General features: G+C 33.0%; 18 protein-coding genes and 2 tRNA genes. 13 read left to right on the top strand and 7 right to left on the bottom strand.

Going from position 1 to position 22,427, the window contains the following annotated elements:
* Positions 1 to 273 precede the first annotated feature (273 nt).
* The 4 genes from Y10_RS08255 to Y10_RS08240 all read right to left on the bottom strand — a co-directional run bounded on the left by Y10_RS08255 (position 274) and on the right by Y10_RS08240 (position 4,208).
* On the bottom strand, positions 274 to 1,056 hold the full coding sequence (locus Y10_RS08255) for an RHS repeat-associated core domain-containing protein (protein WP_281764912.1): 783 nt from the start codon (positions 1,054 to 1,056) through the stop codon (positions 274 to 276).
* 259 nt (positions 1,057 to 1,315) lie between these two features.
* Entirely contained in the window at positions 1,316 to 1,741 is a 426-nt protein-coding gene (locus Y10_RS08250) for a hypothetical protein (RefSeq protein ID WP_281764911.1), read from the bottom strand.
* A 230-nt stretch (positions 1,742 to 1,971) separates the two neighbouring features.
* On the bottom strand, positions 1,972 to 2,724 hold the full coding sequence (locus Y10_RS08245; protein WP_281764910.1) for a hypothetical protein: 753 nt from the start codon (positions 2,722 to 2,724) through the stop codon (positions 1,972 to 1,974).
* A 239-nt stretch (positions 2,725 to 2,963) separates the two neighbouring features.
* Positions 2,964 to 4,208 carry a DUF2264 domain-containing protein gene (locus tag Y10_RS08240; protein ID WP_281764909.1) on the bottom strand — a complete coding sequence of 415 codons (1,245 nt, stop codon included), beginning with the start codon at positions 4,206 to 4,208 and terminating at the stop codon, positions 2,964 to 2,966.
* A gap of 252 nt (positions 4,209 to 4,460) precedes the next feature.
* On the opposite strand from Y10_RS08240, the gene Y10_RS08235 reads away from it, so the two are divergent.
* Positions 4,461 to 4,745 (top strand): hypothetical protein, encoded by a 285-nt coding sequence (locus tag Y10_RS08235; RefSeq protein WP_281764908.1) that lies wholly within the window; start codon positions 4,461 to 4,463, stop codon positions 4,743 to 4,745.
* Between the two features lie 115 nt (positions 4,746 to 4,860).
* On the opposite strand, the gene Y10_RS08230 is transcribed toward Y10_RS08235, so the two are convergent.
* Complete coding sequence (locus Y10_RS08230) at positions 4,861 to 5,022, bottom strand: hypothetical protein (RefSeq protein WP_281764907.1); 162 nt, start codon at positions 5,020 to 5,022, stop codon at positions 4,861 to 4,863.
* Between the two features lie 270 nt (positions 5,023 to 5,292).
* Between Y10_RS08230 and Y10_RS08225 the strand changes: the two genes are divergently transcribed.
* From Y10_RS08225 to Y10_RS08210, 4 genes are all read left to right on the top strand, one after another.
* On the top strand, positions 5,293 to 6,672 hold the full coding sequence (locus Y10_RS08225) for an MBL fold metallo-hydrolase (protein WP_281764906.1): 1,380 nt from the start codon (positions 5,293 to 5,295) through the stop codon (positions 6,670 to 6,672).
* A gap of 219 nt (positions 6,673 to 6,891) precedes the next feature.
* Complete coding sequence (locus tag Y10_RS08220; protein ID WP_281764905.1) at positions 6,892 to 7,782, top strand: esterase-like activity of phytase family protein; 891 nt, start codon at positions 6,892 to 6,894, stop codon at positions 7,780 to 7,782.
* 152 nt (positions 7,783 to 7,934) lie between these two features.
* A tRNA-Tyr gene (locus Y10_RS08215) sits at positions 7,935 to 8,020 on the top strand.
* Between the two features lie 11 nt (positions 8,021 to 8,031).
* Positions 8,032 to 8,104: transfer RNA gene (locus Y10_RS08210), tRNA-Gly, on the top strand.
* 60 nt (positions 8,105 to 8,164) lie between these two features.
* Here the strand turns inward: Y10_RS08210 and bcp are convergent.
* Positions 8,165 to 8,620 (bottom strand): thioredoxin-dependent thiol peroxidase, encoded by a 456-nt coding sequence (gene bcp / locus Y10_RS08205; RefSeq protein WP_281764904.1) that lies wholly within the window; start codon positions 8,618 to 8,620, stop codon positions 8,165 to 8,167.
* A gap of 183 nt (positions 8,621 to 8,803) precedes the next feature.
* Here bcp and Y10_RS08200 point away from each other — a divergent pair, with 183 nt between their 5' ends.
* The 8 genes from Y10_RS08200 (at position 8,804) to Y10_RS08165 (ending at position 21,715) form a co-directional block, all read left to right on the top strand.
* On the top strand, positions 8,804 to 10,162 hold the full coding sequence (locus tag Y10_RS08200; protein ID WP_281764903.1) for a hydroxymethylglutaryl-CoA synthase family protein: 1,359 nt from the start codon (positions 8,804 to 8,806) through the stop codon (positions 10,160 to 10,162).
* 17 nt (positions 10,163 to 10,179) lie between these two features.
* The gene (gene nth / locus Y10_RS08195; protein ID WP_281764902.1) at positions 10,180 to 10,839 is read left to right on the top strand and encodes an endonuclease III; all 660 of its coding nucleotides are present in this window, start codon (positions 10,180 to 10,182) and stop codon (positions 10,837 to 10,839) included.
* A gap of 87 nt (positions 10,840 to 10,926) precedes the next feature.
* Positions 10,927 to 11,718 carry an N-formylglutamate amidohydrolase gene (locus Y10_RS08190; RefSeq protein WP_281764901.1) on the top strand — a complete coding sequence of 264 codons (792 nt, stop codon included), beginning with the start codon at positions 10,927 to 10,929 and terminating at the stop codon, positions 11,716 to 11,718.
* Positions 11,718 to 13,100 (top strand): formimidoylglutamate deiminase, encoded by a 1,383-nt coding sequence (hutF, locus tag Y10_RS08185; protein WP_281764900.1) that lies wholly within the window; start codon positions 11,718 to 11,720, stop codon positions 13,098 to 13,100. The genes Y10_RS08190 and hutF overlap by 1 nt, the downstream gene beginning before the upstream one ends.
* Before the next feature lie 109 nt (positions 13,101 to 13,209).
* Positions 13,210 to 18,249: a translocation/assembly module TamB domain-containing protein gene (locus Y10_RS08180; RefSeq protein WP_281764899.1), complete on the top strand. Its 5,040-nt coding sequence runs from the start codon at positions 13,210 to 13,212 to the stop codon at positions 18,247 to 18,249.
* Entirely contained in the window at positions 18,227 to 20,530 is a 2,304-nt protein-coding gene (tamL, locus tag Y10_RS08175) for a translocation and assembly module lipoprotein TamL (RefSeq protein ID WP_281764898.1), read from the top strand. Before Y10_RS08180 ends, tamL begins: the two co-directional genes overlap by 23 nt.
* Positions 20,531 to 20,549: 19 nt before the next feature.
* Positions 20,550 to 21,401 (top strand): substrate-binding domain-containing protein, encoded by an 852-nt coding sequence (locus tag Y10_RS08170; protein WP_281764897.1) that lies wholly within the window; start codon positions 20,550 to 20,552, stop codon positions 21,399 to 21,401.
* Between the two features lie 131 nt (positions 21,402 to 21,532).
* Positions 21,533 to 21,715, top strand: a complete 183-nt coding sequence (locus Y10_RS08165) for a hypothetical protein (protein WP_281764896.1) — start codon at positions 21,533 to 21,535, stop codon at positions 21,713 to 21,715.
* Positions 21,716 to 21,719: 4 nt separating this feature from the next.
* Here Y10_RS08165 and Y10_RS08160 read toward each other — a convergent pair whose 3' ends face one another.
* Positions 21,720 to 22,385, bottom strand: a complete 666-nt coding sequence (locus Y10_RS08160; protein WP_281764895.1) for a uracil-DNA glycosylase — start codon at positions 22,383 to 22,385, stop codon at positions 21,720 to 21,722.
* Between the last annotated feature and the right edge of the window lie 42 nt (positions 22,386 to 22,427).

The following is a 22,427-nucleotide window of genomic DNA, read 5'->3' as shown; positions in this document are numbered from 1 at the left end:
TATTACTAATATAAATGACTCCTTTTTTGGTATATGCAAATGGATTCAAATTACTTTGTAAATTATTAAAAAAATTATTTTTTAATAAAAGTTTATCACCTTCTAAAATGACCTTACTAATTTGATATTTTATAAGTTCTTCCTTTATATGATTTAATAATAAAACCTTATTTAAATTCGTGAAATCTAATCTAATTTTCATTATTAGTCAATAATTTAAAATTTTTAAATTGAGTCATGCGTTAAAATCTATATGTTTTTTTACAGATTATTCTAATTCTTACTAGAATAAATTTTCCCTTTATCTCCAGCCCATTCTGCATAAGAATAATCAGAAACGCTCCATTTACCTCCTGCACGTGCACTCAAACCCGCAGGGACAGACACACCTTGCCAATCAACATCTCCTAATAAGCCTGGAAATATATCAGCGCTTCCATCTGTATTAGTCCAAAAGTATGAAAACCCTAATGTTTCATAACCAACACTAAAAGAGTTAGATTTTCCAACCCAACTATCAGCTGTAACATTATTATCTCCTTTTACTGCTACAAATCCATATGCACCTACAGAACCTTCATAACCTACATTACCTCCTATTTTATCATATAAAAAAGCTTCATCTTGGTTTTTTCCGCTTAAAAAATATACAGCCTCAAAACCAGCATTAAGTCCTCCTCCTACAGTTGCACTATATTCTACACCTATACCTATAGCATCTAATTTATCAACTCCTAACTCTTTCTTAAGATCGTTAACGTTTACTATAACAGGATTATCAACTGAAATGTCTGTATCTATTTTAATATTTATATCATCTCCTTCCATTACAACTCTCCCTAACTCCTCTCCATTATTATTGCTAAAAATAATATCATCAGGATTTTGTACGGATTCATCCAGAGCTCCTGTGGGATCTATCCTATTTAGAGGGTTATTCTGGACATAATTGTACGGTGAGATGCCAAGACGCTGCTCCGTCAACGGGTCAACACTTAACCAAATACTGGTTTTTGGGTTGTAATAGCGGGCACCGTAATAATAATTGTTAATCATTGGCAAATCAAATAATAAACTTTTATCAATTTAAATATAGTAAGAAGTTTCTTATTTTAAAACTATTACAAATAAAAAGCCCACCTTTTTTAAAGTTGGGCTCTGTATATCTTTCTAACTCACACCGCAACTAGCGCGACACTTGCGGGAGCTAGAGCAGCTCCTCTCCAATGCATTCCTTTCATTAATTGGGTAGTTTTGTATTGTTATCATATGCAGTGCTAGGGAAACATTCATTTCAAGATCTAATTCTTTTCTGTTATTGTGAATTTTGTTTTAATAAAATGTCTTTTAAAACATTTTCCTCATAAATATTATCACGTTCATTGATTACTTTATTAAATAAATACACTACTGAATTATTTTCCACTTTATAATAATATAAATCCAATGAATAAGTATCATCATCATTTAGTGTAGGTAAATGTGGAATAATTAATCTATTTTTATTTGAATTAAACATTACGAGAGGTAAAGAGGTGGTTAAAAACTTATGATCTCTAATTTTAAGTAATTCTCTAGTCTCTAAATTAAAAATTAAAATATTAGACATAGTATTAATCTCTTTAACTGACAATAATAATATGTTCTTATCTAAAAAAGAACCTTGTATAGAACTATCATTTAATAATATACTTTTCCAATTTAAAATTTCATCATCAAAGGATGAATACTCGATTTTCATTAAGTATTTATTCGTTTCTTTATTTAAAAAATTAATAAATCCATTTAAATATGTAATTTCTATTTTTTCATTCCCATATACAACATCAACTTATTTTTTACAATCTTGACCTTTTAAATTAGTTACATTAAATAATTCTAAAATTAAAATTATAGCTAATATTTTTATAACTTTCATAATACTTACTTAGTATAACATTTAAAATATTTTGTATTCTAGAGTTTTTATTTTCATTTTTTTAGTTCAATAGGTATTCTATTAGACTCCAACTCACCATGAAAAATTTTAAAATTATTCTCTTCTATTGTTTTAACTAAACTTTCTGGTAAATATTTCTTTATGTGAGTGGTATCCGCTTTAAAAAATAATGACGATGCATAGTTTGTATATACTTCGACCTCATAAAATTCGGAGGTTATTTCTTCATTCATCGAATGATACTTTATTTCTATTGGTATTTCAAAATATAATTTTGAATGAGCAGGTATTATAAGATATGCCGCAGCATTCATATGTTTTAATATTTCAGAATATCCATCCTCCTTATAAAGGTCTATAGTTTTATTTCCTAATTTTACAAATCGTTCATTCAAAATATTCACTTGACTGTCTGGATATCTGTGTAATATTGGTATCTTTAGTTCGAGTGATTTATTCATATCTTCCATGTATATCTTTAGATTTGTTAAACTCAAACCCTTATTCGATTCTGGAAAACAATTATATCTTATACTGCCTTGACTCATATTATTAGTAAAAGGTAAAAAGAAATAATTATATTTACTTTTATTTATGAATTCAAAATTAATAACCTGACCAGAAAAACTATCCCCAGTTAAAAAATTATCTTTAATTAAAGAATCTGATATTTTGATTGATTCATTTAATATTCTTACTTTTAAATCATTATTATTATTCTCACTACTACAACCAAATGAGAATAAAACAACTATTAAATATAAAATCATAAACTTTCTATACATCTTCTAATTAGTTTTTTATTTAATCCTGCCAATTTTTTATAGTGGTTAACCATTACCATACTCCATGAATCTGTATCCCCTAAAATGTTAACTTGATAATTCCTCCTCCAGCTCCATAACTTAAACTATCAGAAAAAACAGTCCAATGATCCCCTTTTACGTATGTTAAAGAGCCTATTAAACAAATACTCACCCCGAATCTTTCCCCAAAGTCATCCACCATTTTACAAACTCAGCTACTAATGTGCATGATCTATAGGTACTATGCCGCCCTCCCAAATTTGTTTTTGAGTCCAAGGTTTTGGAGCATCTTGCCAAAACGGAGCATCTTCCGGTAAACCAAGCACCAAAAATGCAGTAGTACATAAATACAAACTACCGGTAGTAATATAAGGCTCAGCTACCGATGGCTGATGCCCATAAAAACCAATAGTTAACCAACCGTTTGCGTCAAATGTTCCTGGAGCATTTATTTGATTTTCTACCACAGTAAATAGCGCTTCTCTCACCTGTGCAGGTTCTAAGGGTTCTGGTAATTGCTGAAACAGGGCTATTTGTGCTAATGCCTGAAACACTCCAAATCTATATGCTAACGAGCGGCCTATAGGTGGGTAGGTTCCAGTGGTACTTATGAAACGTTCTTGTACAGCAGCATACCGTTGCGCTCTCTCATAAAAAACACTTGCGTTGGTTATAAACTTATCTTTATACCTATAGCTTTCTAATGCTGTTTCCTTTTCTTTTAGAACAGCTAGTATATCTAACAACATGGGTTGAATAACAAAGCTATTGTAATAATCCCAATGAAAATTAGGTCCGTCTCCGTAAGTACCATCTCCTAAATACCATTCATCATGTTTTAGTAATGCATACTCAATACGCATCATATCTGCTTTACCTTCAAACTTAAGCAAAGTAGCTTCTATCATAGCACTAAACAACAACCAGTTCATATAAGGTGGTGAGGTAGCTCTGGTTTTCTTAAGCTCTAACAACACCCGCTGTTGGGTAGTAGTATCTAAATTATCCCATAATTGATGCGGAGCCCTCAACAAAGCCTGTGCAAAAAAGGCAGCATCTACCAAAGGTTGTCCTTCACCAGAAAAGTTTAAATAATCGTTTGCTTCGGGGTTAACCGCATTGGTAATTCCGCTTACCGCCCAGTCAATATATTTTTTGCGCAGTTTTCCTTCTTTAGTAGCGTCAACACCAAGTGCCAACCATGGGGCAATACCGGCTAAAGTTCTGCCTACAGCCTCTAAGTGCACTACCTCTTCTCTACCTCCATAGGGGTTGGCCGCCTTTTCTACTGGCATTGTAGCCTTGAGTTTATCGTTAGCCAGATTTTTTAATATGGGTTCTGCTATTTTAGTAAGGTTTTCTACAAATACTTTTCTTTCTTCTAACCCTTGGTTACGTTGTGCTTGTAGTTTACAGGTAATCAATAATATGCTTAAAAATGCATATGTATATAAATTCTTCATTCTCTTTGTTTATTTTCACTAACAAATGTTAGCACTACTGGTTGGTGTAAAATACAATTTTTTTATAGCATAAAAGGTAAATTAAGTGTAGATTTTCACCCTTATACTAGGTATAATTTATTCGTAAGAACTCCGTTCCTTTATTTCCTTTCTATTTCTAATTAAAAACCAACTATCTTTACCTAAGAAGTATTTCATAATAAATTATGAAACTTTTATTTAAAATTAATTAGCAAGTAAAAGAAAATAAGTATGTTACAAATTATTGCAGACGTAAAGCCAAAAGAAGGTTCTGAGTGGTTTGGTAAAGCACTTGGTGCTTATGCCACTATATTTATAGATTATAAAGATGTTGATGGAGCCTACGCCTTATTCAAATTTTACCTTGAAGATGAAGAATGGGAAATTACAGAAATGGAAGAAGATTATGAAATTTTAGATAGCATAGAAAATGTAGAAGAAGACTACAAAGAACTTTATGAAGAGGCTGAAGAGTATGGCTATGCTATTATGTTCAACGTATATGAAGAAGAATAAGAGCTTTTAAAGGAACTAACGGTTTCTATTATTACAAAATACTAAAAGAGCTTATTAATTAGTAAATTCATAAGCTCTTTTTCATAAACAGGATTATCTTTTTCTTTAAAGCTGCTTACTCTACACCTGGTAATATATCCATTTCACAAAGCTTAGTCTCATAATTATAAGAATAACCTGCAGGACAATCTGTATCTTCTACATCTACACACCCACTAGTAGTTACAAAACAACATGCTACCGCCATAAGCAGTAACGCTTTCTTTAAGTTTTTCATAATGCTATATTTAATTATTGATTTTTCCTCTCAAACTAAATACACAAGCTTGGGGCTAACTGCTGCTATTTAGGATATGCCAAATATGACCAAATCTGGTGAGTCATCTATTAGGGATACCCCTAAAAATCTATAGGTTAATCACTACCTTTTAAGGTTATTCTCAATCAATTACCTTAGTGTTTTTATAATAAATTAACCAATTCTTAAGTAACCATTGTTACTGTTTTATTGTAAATATTTAGTATCTTAAAAAGAAAAAATTAAACTATGTTTTTTCAAAATATTTATGATAAAAGCTTGGCTCAGGCTAGTTATATAGTTGCTTGTCAGGCTAAAAAAGAAGCTATTGTTATTGATGCTAAAAGAGATATAGACACCTATTTAGAGGTGGCTGAACAAAATAATTTGAAAATTACCCACATTGCTGAAACTCATATTCATGCCGATTTTTTAAGTGGTTCAAGAGAATTAGCAGCAGTTACCGGTGCCAAAATGTATCTTTCTGATGAAGGAGACACCGATTGGCAATATGAATTTGAGCACGAAGGTCTTAGACATGGCGATGTAATTAAGGTTGGTAATTTAAGTTTAGAGGTACTACACACACCCGGACACACTCCTGAAAGTATTAGTTTTTTACTAACCGATCATCCTGCATCAGATGAACCTGTAATGATATTTACGGGAGACTTTGTTTTTGTGGGGGATGTTGGTAGACCCGACCTACTGGAAAAAGCTGCTGGTATTGTTGACACAAAAGAAAAAGGAGCGGTACAAATGTATGAGTCTATTCAAAAATTTGCCGATTTACCCGATTTTATACAAGTATGGCCAGGGCATGGAGCAGGTTCTGCTTGTGGTAAATCATTAGGCGCTGTACCAAGTTCAACCATTGGGTACGAAAAAATTAGAAATTGGGCTTTTCAGTTTAAAAATAACCAAAAAGAATTTGTAGCAGAACTACTTGATGGACAACCAGAACCACCGAAGTACTTTGCCATGATGAAGCACCTTAATAAGGTAAGCAGACCGCTACTTATTGAAGTACCTAAACACCCTACACTTTCAATAGAAGAATTTTTACAAGCCTATAACCGAGGGGTAAAGATTATAGATGCCAGACATAAATCAGAATTTGCCGATGGTTTTATTCCTGGTAGTATTAATATTCAAGGAAATAACTCTTTTGCAACATGGGCTGGCTGGGTGCTTAACTACCAAGAGCAATTTATAATTGTTGCTAAACAAGAACAAATAGAAGATCTTACCAGAAAATTAATGCGCATTGGTTTAGATAATATTTATGGCTTTATTACTGATGTGCATACTTTAAACCTTGAACTACAAAAAGCTGATATTATCAACTATGAAGAGTTTGTAGATTACATAAATAACAAAAATACTCAAATTGTTGATGTTAGAAATGAAAGTGAATACAATGAGTATCATGTAAAAAATGCCGACAATGTTTTTGTTGGTACCTTAGAAGATAACTTAGAAAAAATAAGTACAGATAAAGAAGTTGTAATTCACTGCCAATCTGGAGACCGAGCTGCCATAGCATATTCCCTACTGAGAAAAAATGGGTTTAACAATATAAAAAACTATGCTGGCGGAATGAAAGAATATAGAGAGAAACAAAAATAAAATTTTGAACATCAGATTACTAAAAAGACATACGTAGGTATGTCTTTTTTTATACATTAAAAGTAACCCGTTATAAACATACCTCACCCTAACCAAAAGATAATTTGCCAAAATAAAAAACACACTTCATTATTATTTAACATATTAATTTTCAGTTAATTAAAATTAATATTTAAATTCATGTTTATATTTCTCACAAAGTAAGTTATTCTAAAAGCTATGAAAAAAATTATTGTTATCACCACAATGCTGTTATCCGGTATAGGATTACGTGCACAAGATATCCAACTTCACGTGTTGGATAGTATTTTGAACAAGCCCTACGAGTTTTCAGCCTTAGACATAAGAAATGATACCATCTTCTTAGTGACAGAAAATTGTAATACTATTTTCTATGTAAATCAAAAAACAAAAAAAGTAATACAAAAAGATTATTATCAAGATCTAGGAGAAGATAGCGATTTGGAAGGAATTTCGATTTACAAGCATTATATATTTCTAGCAGATGAACATGATAATAGCATTAAATACATTGACATGAATACCAAAACGGTTACCAACCTTTTATTAAGTCATGTAAATGAGGTGCAAAACAAAAACCACGATTTTGGATTGGAAGGTATCTGTGTTAGTAAAACGGGAGAACAGCTCTATATCTTGAAAGAACTCAACAAAAAATTTGAGAGCGAAATTTATTGTTATAACCTTATTCTAGCAGATAATCACTTCTTTTTAGCATATGATAAAACCATTACCGTACAATTAGACCGCCAACATAGGTATACAGACTTACAGGTAAGTGAAGACGGTAAAAAGATTTATCTTTTAAGAAGCAAAATAGGTAATTACAATATAGACACAGTAACCTTACAGGATAATAAACTATCATATAATTTTGTAAACCTTCCTACTATTGATATTACTAAAGCAGTTGACACCTATAAAAAATTAGGATATAGTAGCAATATGGAAGGATTAACTATTAATGGGAACTCTTTTTTTGTGATTAGTGATAATTTTAGTGGAAGAAATAACCACTGTGACGACCCCGTAAACTTCAAATCTAAAACTTTGTTGTTAGAGGTAAAAGATGCTTTAACCACCAAATAGAAAAAAACATCAAAAAAAGTTTATTTGTAAATATTCTCATTTACAACGACTTGTAAAATATTTTAAAATTATTTTGCAGAAACGCTTGTAAACACCAAAAACAGTCCTATATTTGCATCCGCTTTCAACAAGGAAGTGTTCTTTAAAATATCGGGGAGATACTCAAGCGGCCAACGAGGACAGACTGTAAATCTGTTGGTTTTTACCTTCGCAGGTTCGAATCCTGCTCTCCCCACCAGTTTATTTTTTGCGGGAGTAGCTCAGTTGGTAGAGCGTCAGCCTTCCAAGCTGAATGTCGCGAGTTCGAACCTCGTCTCCCGCTCTACAAAAAAAGCCTGAATGTTTCCATTCAGGCTTTTTTGTTTTATATGATTACTTAAAACTATACTACAAGAATTTGAGCTGCATGATCTTTGGTTTTTACTTTTTCAATAACCTTCTCCACCTCTCCAAGTTCATTAATTATAAAGGTCATTCTATGAATTCCATCATACTCTTTCCCCATAAACTTTTTTAATCCCCAAACACCAAAGGCATTTATCACTTCTCTGTTTTCATCTGCTAATAACGGAAACGGTAAACTATTTTTATCTCTAAAATTAGCCTGTCTTTTAACCGAATCTGCACTTACACCCAATAATCGGTAACCACTAGCTTTTAGATCTTCGTAATGGTCACGTAAGTTGCAAGCTTCCGCCGTACAACCAGGCGTACTAGCCTTTGGGTAAAAGAACACAACTACTCTATGTCCTAGGTAATCATTCCAATCAATGGTATTACCACTATCATCTATTGCTGTAAAATGAGGAACCTTATCCCCTACTTTTAATGTATTCATAATTTAATTTTTTATTAAAAATATCTATTAAAAAGGATAATAGTAAATCTGTTAAGAAGATTTACCAAAACTTTAATAGAGTTATTAACATATTACAGTTAATGCCTTGTTATATCTCGAAAAACTGAAATTTAACAACAGTTTTATTTGGAAAAAAACGGGGGTGGTTTTACTTTCGCTGTTATGAAAATAGGAATTGACGCAATTAGTTTTGATATACCAAAACTACAACTGCCAATTAAAGAGTTGGCAGTAGCAAGAAATATAGAACCCGTTAAATTAGAAAAAGGATTAGGCTTACTTCAAATGGCTATGCCAGATGTACACCAAGATGTGATAACATTTGCAGCAAACGCTATAACCAAGTTAGTAAAACAAGAAAATTTAACTCCTACAGATATTGATAGAATTTATGTAGGTACAGAAAGTGGATTAGACGCTTCTAAACCTATAGCTTCATACTTATTAGCAATATTAGAGTCTATTTTTGGAGACAATACCATGACGCATTGTGATGCGGTAGATTTAACTTTTGCATGTATTGGTGGTGTTGATGCATTACAGAACTGCGTAGATTTTGTAACATTAAATCCTGATAAAAAAGCAATCGTTATTTGTACAGATATTGCTAAGTATGATCTTAACTCTACAGGAGAATATACACAAGGGGCAGGCGCTATTGCTATGTTAGTAGCTAAAAACCCTCGTATTATTAGCTTTAACCGCACAGTAGCTACCAGTGCCAAAGGCGTGTTCGACTTCTTTAAACCACACAGAATTGTTAAAAAAGAAGAACTTGGCATAACAGATAACCAACCGTGGCAAGGAGTTTTAGAAGCTGAGATTGAAATTTTTAAAGAACAACCTGTTTTTGATGGTCAATACTCTAATGACTGCTATGTAGAGCGTACTGTTGAAGCCTATTACAGATTTAAAGAATTAAACAAAACAGAGGGAACTTTATATGAAAATTGGAAAGCTATTGTAATGCACTTACCTTACAGTTTTCAGGCACGTAGAATGTTCCCAGAAATATACATATCAGACAGCCCTGAATTAAGTAAGGAAATTAGCAAAACAGATGCTGAGTATTTTACCAAGTTAAAAGCATTCAGTAAATCTGAAACTTATAAAGCTTTTATTGCTGAAAAATTTATGCCAGCAGAAAAAGCATCTTCCCTAATTGGAAACATGTACACAGGGTCTATTTTTATGGGATTACTTTCTACCTTATGCTACTATGCAGAAAGTAATGAAGATTTAACAGGTACAACCCTTGGTTTCCTTGCATACGGAAGTGGCGCTAAATCTAAGGTTTTTGAAGGTGAAGTGTCACCTAGTTGGAAAGAAGCCATTGCTAAAACAGGTCTTTTTGAAACATTAGAAGTAACTACAGCAATTGATATTGATACCTACCATAGCTTACACAAAAAAGAACTATCTACAAGCGTTCTTACCCCTTCTAACGAATGGATTTTGGAAGGTATTGAAGAAACGAACGTAAACAAATTAGGTGCTCGCTATTACAAGTGGGTTGACTAACTATTGACATAAGAAGCATGACGAAAGCTGAAAAAGTAAACTTTGTAATAGATACGTTAGAAAATATATATCCAGAGGTTCCCATACCTCTGGATCATAAAGACCCATACACACTATTAATTGCAGTTTTACTTTCGGCTCAATGCACTGATGTTCGTGTAAACCAAATTACCCCCTTGCTATTTGCTAAAGCAGATAACCCGTATGACATGATAAAATTAACGCAAGAAGAAATAAAAGAAATTATTAGACCTTGCGGATTATCACCAATGAAATCAAAAGGTATATACGAGCTTTCGCATATTTTAATTGATAAGCATCAAGGAGAGGTACCTGCTAACTTTGTAGATCTTGAAGAATTGCCTGCTGTAGGGCACAAAACAGCTAGTGTAGTGATGAGTCAAGCATTTAACATACCTGCATTTCCTGTAGATACACATATTCATAGACTTATGTACAGATGGGGACTTTCTAACGGTACTACTGTACAACAAACAGAAAAAGATGCTAAGCGTTTGTTCCCTGAAGAAAAATGGAACAAGCTACACTTACAAATTATTTGGTATGGAAGAGAATATTGTCAGGCACGTGGGTGGAAACTTGACAATGATATCATTACCAAAACTATTGGTAGAAAAGCAGCTATTAATGAGTATTTAAAAAATCAGAAAAAGTAATTTTCTCATACTACTTTTAGCACTACATCTAAGACGATAAGTTTCAGCACTCGTGAATATTTCCTAACTTTCAGAAAAATTAAGCACATGGTGTATTCTATCATAGAGCCTACGGCTCCCAAAGTACCAATTTTAATTAGTTCACCTCATTCAGGTACTGAATTTCCTGAGGAAGTAAAAAAACAATTAGACCCTAGCGCTATCGCTAATCCTGATGACACCGATTGGTTTATAGATACCTTATACAATTTTGCTCCTAGCATGGGTATTACCATGATTACGGCAAACTACAATAGATGGGTTATAGACCTCAACCGAGATCCAAACAGCAAACCCTTATATGATGATGGTAGGGTTATTACAGGATTAGTACCTGAAACCGATTTTAATGGAAACGCTATTTACGCTAATAAAACGCCGGACGAAGCTGAAATACAAAGAAGAGTTAAAAATTACTATCAACCATACCATTCAAAAGTTGGCGAGTTGTTAGAAGCCTTAAAAAATGAGTTTGGATATGCCATTCTATTTGATGCCCACTCTATAAGAAAAATGGTACCTGGAATTAGAAAAGTACCTTTCCCTGATTTGATTTTAGGTGATAACGATGAAACATCTGCCTCTCCAAATATTATCAAAGCAGCTTTAAATCCATTGGTAAATTCAGAATATGAGGCTACTCATAACTACCCGTTCAAAGGAGGCCACATTACTCGATTTTTTGGTAAACCAGAGAACAATATTCACGCTTTACAATTAGAAATGGCCAAAACCAACTATATGAATGAGAGTGAAACTGCTTTTAGTGAAGAGAATGCTGAAGAATTACTACCGGTACTAAAACAAGTTTTTGCTAATTTAATTGCAACCAAACCTTAATGGAAAAACATATTTTTTTTAAAGGACTCTTAACCGAACACGGATGGTTATCTAACACATTAATAACCACTGAAAACGGTATCATTAAAAACATTGAAGCAAATACTTCACCTGTGCACGATACAGAGGTAGTAGAGGGTTATGCCTTACCAGGATTTCAGAATGCGCATTCACATGCATTTCAATACGCCATGGCAGGTTTGGCAGAGTTACATGAAGGCACTGGTATACCAGACGATTTTTGGAGCTGGCGTACTGCAATGTATGAGCTAGCATTAACTATTTCACCTGAACAACTAGAGGCAATAGCTACACAGTTATATACTGAGATGGTTCGCCATGGATATACAGCAGTTACAGAATTTCATTATCTACACCATCAACCTGATGGTACCCCTTATGATAATCTAGCTGAAATGGGACTACGCCTTGTGAATGCCGCAAAAAAGGCTGGGTTACACATTACCTTAGTTCCTATGTTCTATCAAAAAGGAGGTTTTGGAATGGAACCTTCTAAAAATCAAGCTAGATTTATTAGCGATACAATAGAAGATTATTATAATTTATTAGAGGCTACCAAAAAAGCTTGTCAAACCTACGAGCATGCCATTTGTGGTATTGGTATTCACTCTTTACGTGCTGTATGTGCAGAAGATATTATTCAATTAACTGAAGAATACAAAGGAGACACTCCTTTTCATTTACACATAGCAGAACAACTCAAAGAAATTGATGACTGCATTGCCTTTTACGGAAAACGCCCCGTTCAATGGTTATTAGACAATGTGAATTTAGATAATAACTTCCATTTGGTACACGCTACTCATTTAGATGATGCTGAAGTACAAGGGATCGCTTCTTCTGGAGCACACGTTGTACTATGCCCTTCTACCGAAGGAAATCTTGGGGATGGTATTTTTAGACTTCATGATTTTAAAAACCTTAATGGTAGCTGGAGCATTGGTACAGATAGCCATATTGGCTTAAATCCGTTAGAAGAATTAAGAATATTAGATTACGGTCAGCGATTAACCACGCACAAAAGAACATCTTTTTATACACAGGGTTATGGTGACAGCGGTTTTAACGCCATAAATATGATGTGGAAATCAGGAAGAAAAGCTATGGGACTACAATCGGAAGCATTCTTTAAAATTGGAGAACCTCTAAACGCGGCAGTAATAAATGCCACACACCCTTTAATTGCTACCTCATCAACAAAGCATTTAAGCAATACTATTGTATATACGCAAGATGCTTCTAACATGTTAGGAACATTATTTAATGGTAAGTGGATGGTAAAAGACGGAAAACATATACACAAAAACACAGTAGAAATTGACTTTGTTAAAACATTACTTACTTTAAAGTCGAGATTATAAGTTTTACGCCTACATTTAACCTTATTAAAACAGCATTTTAAGATAAGTTTAAATGCATAGTGATAGGAATATTCGTAATTTCATCTTCAATAGAAATACATATTCCTTTTTGAAAAAAATTAAGCTTAAAAAGAAGTTAATTAAGCTGCTAAAGGTTATTGGCAGCATTGTTTTAGTATTACTTTTCCTAGTTATCTCCCTACTCCTATTTGTTAGAAGTGAATGGGGGCAAAAGATTATTGTTCAAAAATTAACCAATTACGTATCTGATAAAACGCATACAACTGTTAATGTTGATAGAGTTTTTATCACATTTTCTGGAAATGTATTTGTGGAAGGTTTGTACTTAGAAGACACACAAAAAGACACACTTATCTATTCTAAAGAATTAGAAGCCAACATAGCTTTAATGCCTCTTATTAAAGGATCTGGTTTCACCTTAAACCGTTTAGACTGGAAAGGAGTTAAAGCCAATATAAAACAACAAGACACCCTTAATGGATTTAACTACCAATTTCTTATAGATGCCTTTGCTTCTGACACTACCAACCAAGCAACAACATCATCACAAAGTAGTTTTGATATAAATATTGGCAAGGTAAATCTAGAAGATTTTCAACTACAGTTTGATGATCAAGCTACAGGTATGTATGCCCAAGGAGAAATAGGCAACATATTGGTTGAAATGGATTCGTTTGATTTAGACAACATGAAATTTATAATAGACCAATTATCTATTTCTAACTCAAACATTGTCTATCAACAAAATAAAGAACTTCCAACAACAGAACCAGAAAGTGATTCTCCACTTCCCTATCTTGGACTTCATAACATCACGCTAAAAAATGTTTCTGCTAACTATAAATCTGTGCCAGACCACATAGAATTAGCAGCTACAATTTCAGAAAGTACTATTAACATCCCTGAATTAGATTTAACCAATCAAAAAATAAAGGCTGAAAATATTCTGTTAGCCAATTCACAAGTAACTGTTCATACCTCTGACATTAATGCTGATGCTACTACTAATACAACTACTAGTAGTGATTTTACTTGGCCAGCATGGGATGTTACATTACAAACGCTTACACTGCAAAACAATTACATTAGCTATACTAATAATAATGCCAAACCACAGTATGGTAAGCTAAACCCTGATGCTATTGAATTAAGCAACGCAACCATTAAGGTTAAAAATGTATATTTACAAAATGAATCTGCCGGAATTGAAGTAACCGAAGGAGCTATAACTGAAGCAAGTGGTATTCATTTAAAACATCTAGAATTTAAAACTGAAATTACCAATAAAGGTGTTACCTTGGAAAATATGCTGGTTGGACTCAACCAAAACATCATTTCTGGAGGAGCCAATGTTTCCTATAATTCCTTATCAACTTTTATTTCAACCCCTGATAATGCTACCCTAAACATTTCACTTCCTAAATTTCAGTTAAATGTTAGTGACGCCTTTATATTTCAACCTCAACTAGCAAAAAACGAGTATGTAAAATCACTAAGTAGAAAGAAATTAAATGGTTCATTATATGCATCTGGTAAACTCTCTAATTTAAACATAAGAAACACAAAAGTAAATTGGGGTAAGAATACCTATGTAGCTACTACTGCATCTTTACAAAACATTCAATCACCAAAAAACTTAAGCTTTGATATTCAAAAATTCAAAGCAGTATCACTTAGCACCGATATTAATCAATTTTATAATACAGACTCTTTAAGTATTGAAATACCAAAAAATATAGAAATAAATGCCAAGGCAAAAGGAAATTTAAACAACCTTTTTGCAGATGCTTCCCTAAAAACATCTGAAGGATCTGTTTTTGCTAGGGGTACTTATAAAAACACAGACTCTATAGCCTTTGATGCAACTATTAAATTAGAAGATATAAACCTTAAGCGCATTGTTAAAAATGAAGCATTGGATACTGTAAATCTTTCTATAAGAGCTTCGGGACATGGTACTTCAGTTAACACCCTAGACGCTACATTAGAAACTGATATTAAGCAATTAAGTTATAACAATTACGACCTTACTCCTTTACAACTTTCGGGAGAACTTACAAACGGAAAAGGTAATGTAAACGCACGTTTTAAAGACACTAATTTAAATGGTTCTATCAATACCCAAATAGAGCTAGACTCTATAAATCCAAAAATTGTAGCAGATATAGATATTATTGGAGCTGACTTAAGAAGATTGAACCTAACCGCTAAAAACTTACGCACACAATTTAAAACTAAAATCAATTTTACAGGAAATATACAAACGTTTAAAACCAAGGCTAACGTAACCGATATGGTTGTAGTTTATGAAAGCGACCCGTATTATCCTGGAGATATTACTTTAGACGCTTCTGTAGAAAAAGACAGTAGCGCTGTAACCATTAAGAATAGCATTTTAAATATGAAATTGCAAGCAAACGCATCCATTGATAAAATTGCTGCTTCTTTAAACAGTTATTATAAAGGCCTTGTAAGTACCGATAGTATTGTGAGCGATACCATTTCTAAACCTGTTATCTTACATTTAAGATCACAAATAAATAAAACACCATTTTTAGAAGATGTTTTATTAGCTGGTTTAGAAAAAATAGATACCACTACAATTGATATTGACTTTAACGAAAAAAAACAATCTCTTTACACCAATATACACCTGCCCTATGCAGAATATAATGGAATAACCATTGATAGTTTAGAGCTACAAATTGATGCGCAAACCAATGCACCAAGATTTACTTTTGGTGTTAGAAGAATAGAGAGCGGACCTATTGCTATTAAAAAAATCACTTTCAAAGGAAAAACTGAAAATGAAAAAATGAATATGCTCTTTACAGCTTTTGACGATGCTGAAAAACTTATTAATGTAGCTTCTACCCTGTACAGAAAAAATGACTCACTTCTTTTTAATATTAAAACCGATACTGTAATTTTTAATAAGAAGCTATGGGAAGTACCAAACACTAACCAGATTGCATTATCAGAGAAAAGTATTCAATTCACCGATTTCAATTTTAGTAATCAAAATCAAAAAGTAGTGTTTGGCAATAATATGACCAAAATTAAGAAAGATCATATTGGCGTTGAATTTCAAAAATTTAACCTAGCTAATTTTCTCAACATATTAAATCCGGATGAATCTATAGCCAAAGGAACCTTAAACGGGAACCTTATTGTGGTTGAGCCCTATGGAAGAACAGGTTTATTAGCAGGTTTAACTATAGACAATTTAGAGGTATTAAATGCTCCTCTAGGAAATCTTTCTCTAAAAGGAGCCGCTATTGGTAATGAGAAATACGGCATTGATTTATCTGTAAAAGATGGCGACCTTGATTTAGACATGAAAGGGAAGTACACTGCCAGTAATGAAGCTGCACAATTAAACTTAGATTTTGATTTGAACAAATTAAACCTTTCAGTGATTGAACATTTCTCCAAAGGTGAAATTCATAAAACATCAGGTTTTCTGAGTGGTAAATTTAACATTACAGGAAATACTAAAGAACCCGAATTCAATGGTAATATTGGTTTTAACAATACCAACTTCACCATTAAAATGTTAGACACTCCTTTTAAAATAGATAATGAAGAAATATCCTTTAACAATGATGGTATTAATTTTGACACTTTCACAATTAAAGATGTTGCTAACAATACTTTTCAAATAAAAGGTGACATTCTAACAGAAGATCCTTTAAACCCTTCTTTCAACTTAAATGTTAATGCAGAGAAATTTCAGCTACTAGATGCAACTAGAGAAGACAATGATTTGTTTTACGGAAAAGCAAATATTAGCATCGCTGCTGAAATAAAAGGAGATTTAGAAATACCCGATGTAAATGTAATGCTTTCTGCAAATGAAGGTACCAACATTTATTATATACTTCCTGAAGAACAGTTGGATATTGTTGAACAAGATGGGGTGGTTGTATTTGTTAATAGACAAAATCCGGATGCTATTATTACCAGAAATGATGAAGAAAATAATGCTATTCTAAATGGCTTTAGATTTAACGCATTGTTAGCATTAAATAAAAATGCTGCTTTTAACGTAATTATAAATGAAAAAACTGGTGATAACTTACGCATTGTAGGTAAAGGTGATCTAAATTTTTCAATAGCAGAAAACGGACGAACCTCACTAAGCGGTAGGTACGAAGTAACCGAAGGTCATTATAAAATGAACCTATACAATCTAGTGAGTAGAGAATTTCAAATAGCATCGGGTAGTACCGTAACTTGGTCTGGAGATCCCATGGATGCCGACCTAGACATCAAGGCTATTTACGAAATTAAAACGGCACCATCATCACTAATGTCCCTACAATCATCCGGAGAATCTGCAGCTATAAGAAACAGCTACCAACAGCGTCTACCCTTCTTTGTATACCTTAATGTAAACGGAGATTTAATGCATCCTAAATTGAGCTTTGCATTAGATATGCCAGAAGATGAAAGAGGTATGAGTGGTGGATCTGTCTATAGCAGAATTCAACAACTAAACCAACAAGATGATGAACTTAACAAACAAGTATTCTCATTACTTGTGCTTAACCGCTTCTTTCCCGAAACTGGTAGTGACGGTAGCAACGGAGGAACGGCCACTATTGCAAGAGATAATTTAAACCAAGCATTATCTGACCAGTTAAATATGTTTTCTAATCAGCTTCTAGGTAACTCTGGTTTTGAATTAAGTTTTGATGTAGATAGCTATACAGATTATCAAGGAAGTACCGCTGACCAACGTACCGATGTTGACATCACCGCACAGAAAAAATTATTTAATGATAGGGTAATTGTAAAAGTGGGTAGCGAAGTAAATATTCAAGGGGAAAACAGACCAGGACAAACCAACCAAATGATGGGGAATGTAAGTATAGAATACTTACTTACTGAAGACGGCAGATTTAGCATTAGAGGTTTTAGAAAAAACACGTACGAAAACATTATTGATGGTCAGTTAATTGTGAATGGTATTTCTTTAATTTTTACAAAACAGTTTAATGAGTTTAAAGAACTATGGAAAGCCAATTTGAAAGAAGAGGATGAATTAACACCTGAAGAAAAAAATAAGGAACCTGAAAATACCGAAACGAAGAAATCAGAAGATGAAGAGCAACCTGAAAAATAACAAACCATACATTTTTCTTATCACAATTAATTTATTATTGGTAACACTCCTTAATTCGTGTGCTGTAGATAAATATATTCCTGAAGAAAAACAATTATACACAGGTGCAGAAGTTACCATTAAAAAAGATTCGATATCTGATAAAATAGAAGATATTGAATCTATTAAACAAGAGTTAATAACCGTTTTAAAACCTGAACCAAATTCTACCATTTTAGGTTTACGACCCGGATTACATTACTATTATGTAGCCCAAAAGGAAAAACCAGGTTTCATTAATAGATTTTTAAATAAAAAAATAGGTAAAGAACCCGTATATACTTCTGATGTAGATTTATCTATTACCGAAGACTTAATTATAAATCGTTTAGAAAATAGAGGCTTTTTCCATTCTCAAGTAATTTCAGATTTAATAGTTGACGATACTATTAAACGTTCTCATGCTACTTATACGGTTAAATTAGATAAACCTTATATAGTAGAAACCTATCAAATAGACCCAGATAGTTTCCCTGTCTACAATGCTATAAAAAGCACTATGGAAAGAAGCTTTATTAAAAAAGGGGATCGATTTGATTTAGATAGATTTAAAGCTGAAAGAGAACGAATCAATTTTGAATTAAAAAGAAAAGGATACTATAATTTTAATCCTGATTTCTTGATATTTGAATCGGATACTAACCAATATAAAAACAAAAGGTTCGATTTATATCTAGGATTTAAAGAAAATGTACCTGCCAAAGCTAAGACTCCTTATAAAATTAGAAACATTACTGTATACCCAAATTATTCCTTAACCGATAACGAAAAAGCTTATGATACAGTAACTATCAACAATATAGATTTTGTTCAAGGAGATTTATACTTTAAACCTAAACGTCTGGCACCTTATATACTTTTTAAAGATGGTCAATATTACAATCCTGAAAATTCAAGTAACACCAGTAGAAGATTAGGATCTATTGGTAATTACCGATTCGTGAACATTCAATACGAAGAAGTAGATAGTTTAGCTACCGATAGCTTAGCCTATTTAGACGCCAAGGTATATTTATCTCCCTTAAATAAGCGTGCACTTAGAGCCGAGCTTCAAGCCGTTTCTAAATCGAATAATTTTGCAGGACCTGCACTAGCGCTTACATATACCAACAGAAACTTATTTAAAGGTGGTGAAACCTTAAATATTTCAACTAATTTAGGTTATGAATCACAAATAGCAGGAGGTTCCAATACAGGATTACGAAGTACTCAAGTAGGTTTAAAAGGTGAACTTATTTTCCCTAGAATGCTTTTCCCGTGGAATTTAGACGCTAAATTCAGCTACTCAATACCCCAAACCAAGGTTATTTTAAGTGGCGACCATTTAAACAGAAGCGAATTATACTCGCTTATTTCTTCTTCTGCTTCCTTCGGATACCTATGGAATGCCAATAAATATGTAACTCATGAAATCTATCCGGTATCTTTAAACTATTTACGATTAGGGCAAACCTCTGATGAATTTGAACAAATATTAACCGAAAACCCCTATTTAAGAAGAAGTTTTGAGCAAGAATTTATAGCTGGACTTACCTACCAATTTACCTATAACGAATTAATTAACCCTAGTAAGAGCGGTGCCTTTTTCGCAAGTTTAGGTTTAGATACTGCAGGAAATGGTTTAGGACTCCTAGGATCTGGAACTAGCGATAACCCTGATACTGTTTTGGGGTTAGAATATGCTCAATATGTAAGATTTGAAGCCGATTTACGCTATCATTTTAGATTTGACCATGAAAAAACATTGGCCTTTAGATTGTATGGTGGTTACGGTTTGCCCTACGGAAATTCGGATATTCTACCTTTCTCCAAACAATTCTTTTCTGGAGGGCCATACAGTGTAAGAGCCTTTAGAATTAGATCGTTAGGACCTGGAACATACAGACCTGATGACTCAGATACCAATTCTTATTTTGATCAGTCAGGGGATATTAAACTAGAAGCCAATGCTGAATATAGATTCCCACTGTTTTCCTTTTTTAAAGGTGCATTTTTTGCAGATGCGGGTAATGTTTGGCTTAAAAATAATAATGAAGCGCTCCCTGGCGGACAATTTACTTCCTCTTTTATAGATGAATTGGGTATTGGTGTAGGGACAGGTTTACGTATTGAAATTCAAACTTTTGTGATACGATTTGATTTAGCAACTCCTATTAGAAAACCATATATGCCAAAAGGAAATAGATGGGATTTAAATTCTGGACAATATATTTTTAATTTTGCAATAGGATATCCTTTTTAAAAAGGTTCAAAATAAAATTATGAAGAAAGTAACCATAGCAGGAGTACCTGAACATTTTAATTTACCTTGGCATTTAGCAATTGAAGATGGTGCCTTTGAAAATAGAGGAATTGATTTAGAATTTACAGAAGTACCAGAAGGAACCGGCAAAATGTGCCAGATGCTTCGCAATAATGAAACTGATTTAGCCATTATCTTAACCGAAGGTATTGTAAAAGATATAGCCGCTGGTAATACTTCTAAAATAGTACAGGGTTATGTAGATTCTCCTCTTTTATGGGGTATTCATGTTGCTTACAACAGTACATATAGCTCTATTGAAGACTTAAAGGGAACTAAGGCTGCCATATCTCGTTTTGGTAGCGGTAGTCACCTAATGGCATATGTAAATGCTTCTAACCAACATTGGAACTTACAACAAGACTTAAATTTTGAAGTTGTTAATACGCTAGATGGTGCCATTGAAGCTTTAACTAATGACACTGCCCAATATTTTATGTGGGAACGCTTTACTACAAAACCTGTTGTAGACAAGGGAATTTTTAGAAGAATTACAGATTGCCCAACGCCATGGCCATGTTTTGTAATAGCTGCTTCAGAAGAATTTATTACTACGAATGCTGCTATACTGAAACACATATTAGAAGTAATTAATACTTATACCGAAGAGTTTAAAATAATACCAAGTATAGACAGAACAATTGCCAACCGATACGGAATTCAGCTAGAAGATGTACAAGATTGGTTACCTATTACACGATGGGGACAACAACAGTTAAGTGATACTACAATTACTAAGGTTATTGAACAATTAACTGCTTTAAATCTTCTTGAAAACAATGTTAGTAGTACAGATATTCTGTGGAGATAACGTAATTGTCAATTAGCAAGATCTTACAACTAAAAATTCCTAACAATAAACATCTTATAATTTTATTGTTAGGAATCAACTATGTATTCGACTAAAGAGTAGCAAACAGAATTTAAACTATATAAACTCTTATGAAAAGATTAATGATTGGTTGTTTAGCAATAATTGCATTAAGTTGTTTTTCTTGTAAATCTTATTGTGGTAAAAGCTGCGTAAACAGATACAGCTCCGTTACCCCAAAAGAGGATAAAACAGCTACAGATACAAATGACATTTCAGAAACGGAAACGTTTTTTAACCAAAATACTTACTAAAGTATTACCAAGCTATAATATCTAAACCTTTAGAGCTTAAAAATTCATTACACAAAGAAAAGTGTTTGTTACCAAACCAATAACCTCGGTTAGCACTTAACGGAGACGGATGCCCTGAAGTAAGGACATGATGTTTTTTACTATCAATAAGTTTTACTTTCTTTTTTGCAAAACCACCCCATAACAAGAAAACTACGTCTTGCTTTTCTTGAGATATGGTTTTAATAACAGCATCGGTAAAGGTTTCCCAACCTTTGTTTTGGTGGCTCCCTGCCTCATGGGCTCTAACGGTTAAAGTTGCATTGAGTAATAAAACACCTTGGTCTGCCCAACGTTCTAAATTACCACTTTGTGGATAGGGTTTACCCAAATCGGTTTCTATTTCTTTAAAAATATTAATTAACGAAGGAGGATGCGAAATACCATCATGAACAGAAAAACATAAACCATTAGCTTGGTTAGACCCATGATAAGGGTCTTGCCCAATAATTACTACCTTTAAATCTTGAAATGAACAATGGTCAAAAGCTGCAAAAATCTCCTTACCGGTAGGATAGCACGTATGTTGCTCATACTCTGTCTTAACAAAATCAGTTAATGCTGTAAAATAAGGTTGATCAAATTCTTTTTCCAAATAGGGTTTCCAGCTTTCGTGTACCTTTACGTTCATTAGATTTTATTTATTTTTGTATCGCTATAAAATTAGCATAAA

The sequence above is a fragment of the Neptunitalea lumnitzerae genome, assembly GCF_027924185.1.
GTDB classification, from domain to species: Bacteria; Bacteroidota; Bacteroidia; order Flavobacteriales; family Flavobacteriaceae; genus Neptunitalea; species Neptunitalea lumnitzerae.
This window is presented reverse-complemented; position numbering and strand designations above follow the sequence as displayed.

Bases quoted from the DNA above. Each gene is read 5' to 3' on its own strand.
- Y10_RS08255 (WP_281764912.1), bottom strand. From the start codon at position 1,056: ATGATTAACAATTATTATTACGGTGCCCGCTATTACAACCCAAAAACC.
- Y10_RS08250 (WP_281764911.1), bottom strand. From the start codon at position 1,741: ATGAAAATCGAGTATTCATCCTTTGATGATGAAATTTTAAATTGGAAA.
- Y10_RS08245 (WP_281764910.1), bottom strand. From the start codon at position 2,724: ATGTATAGAAAGTTTATGATTTTATATTTAATAGTTGTTTTATTCTCA.
- Y10_RS08240 (WP_281764909.1), bottom strand. From the start codon at position 4,208: ATGAAGAATTTATATACATATGCATTTTTAAGCATATTATTGATTACC.
- Y10_RS08235 (WP_281764908.1), top strand. From the start codon at position 4,461: ATGTTACAAATTATTGCAGACGTAAAGCCAAAAGAAGGTTCTGAGTGG.
- Y10_RS08230 (WP_281764907.1), bottom strand. From the start codon at position 5,022: ATGAAAAACTTAAAGAAAGCGTTACTGCTTATGGCGGTAGCATGTTGT.
- Y10_RS08225 (WP_281764906.1), top strand. From the start codon at position 5,293: ATGTTTTTTCAAAATATTTATGATAAAAGCTTGGCTCAGGCTAGTTAT.
- Y10_RS08220 (WP_281764905.1), top strand. From the start codon at position 6,892: ATGAAAAAAATTATTGTTATCACCACAATGCTGTTATCCGGTATAGGA.
- bcp (WP_281764904.1), bottom strand. From the start codon at position 8,620: ATGAATACATTAAAAGTAGGGGATAAGGTTCCTCATTTTACAGCAATA.
- Y10_RS08200 (WP_281764903.1), top strand. From the start codon at position 8,804: ATGAAAATAGGAATTGACGCAATTAGTTTTGATATACCAAAACTACAA.
- nth (WP_281764902.1), top strand. From the start codon at position 10,180: ATGACGAAAGCTGAAAAAGTAAACTTTGTAATAGATACGTTAGAAAAT.
- Y10_RS08190 (WP_281764901.1), top strand. From the start codon at position 10,927: ATGGTGTATTCTATCATAGAGCCTACGGCTCCCAAAGTACCAATTTTA.
- hutF (WP_281764900.1), top strand. From the start codon at position 11,718: ATGGAAAAACATATTTTTTTTAAAGGACTCTTAACCGAACACGGATGG.
- tamL (WP_281764898.1), top strand. From the start codon at position 18,227: ATGAAGAGCAACCTGAAAAATAACAAACCATACATTTTTCTTATCACA.
- Y10_RS08170 (WP_281764897.1), top strand. From the start codon at position 20,550: ATGAAGAAAGTAACCATAGCAGGAGTACCTGAACATTTTAATTTACCT.
- Y10_RS08165 (WP_281764896.1), top strand. From the start codon at position 21,533: ATGAAAAGATTAATGATTGGTTGTTTAGCAATAATTGCATTAAGTTGT.
- Y10_RS08160 (WP_281764895.1), bottom strand. From the start codon at position 22,385: ATGAACGTAAAGGTACACGAAAGCTGGAAACCCTATTTGGAAAAAGAA.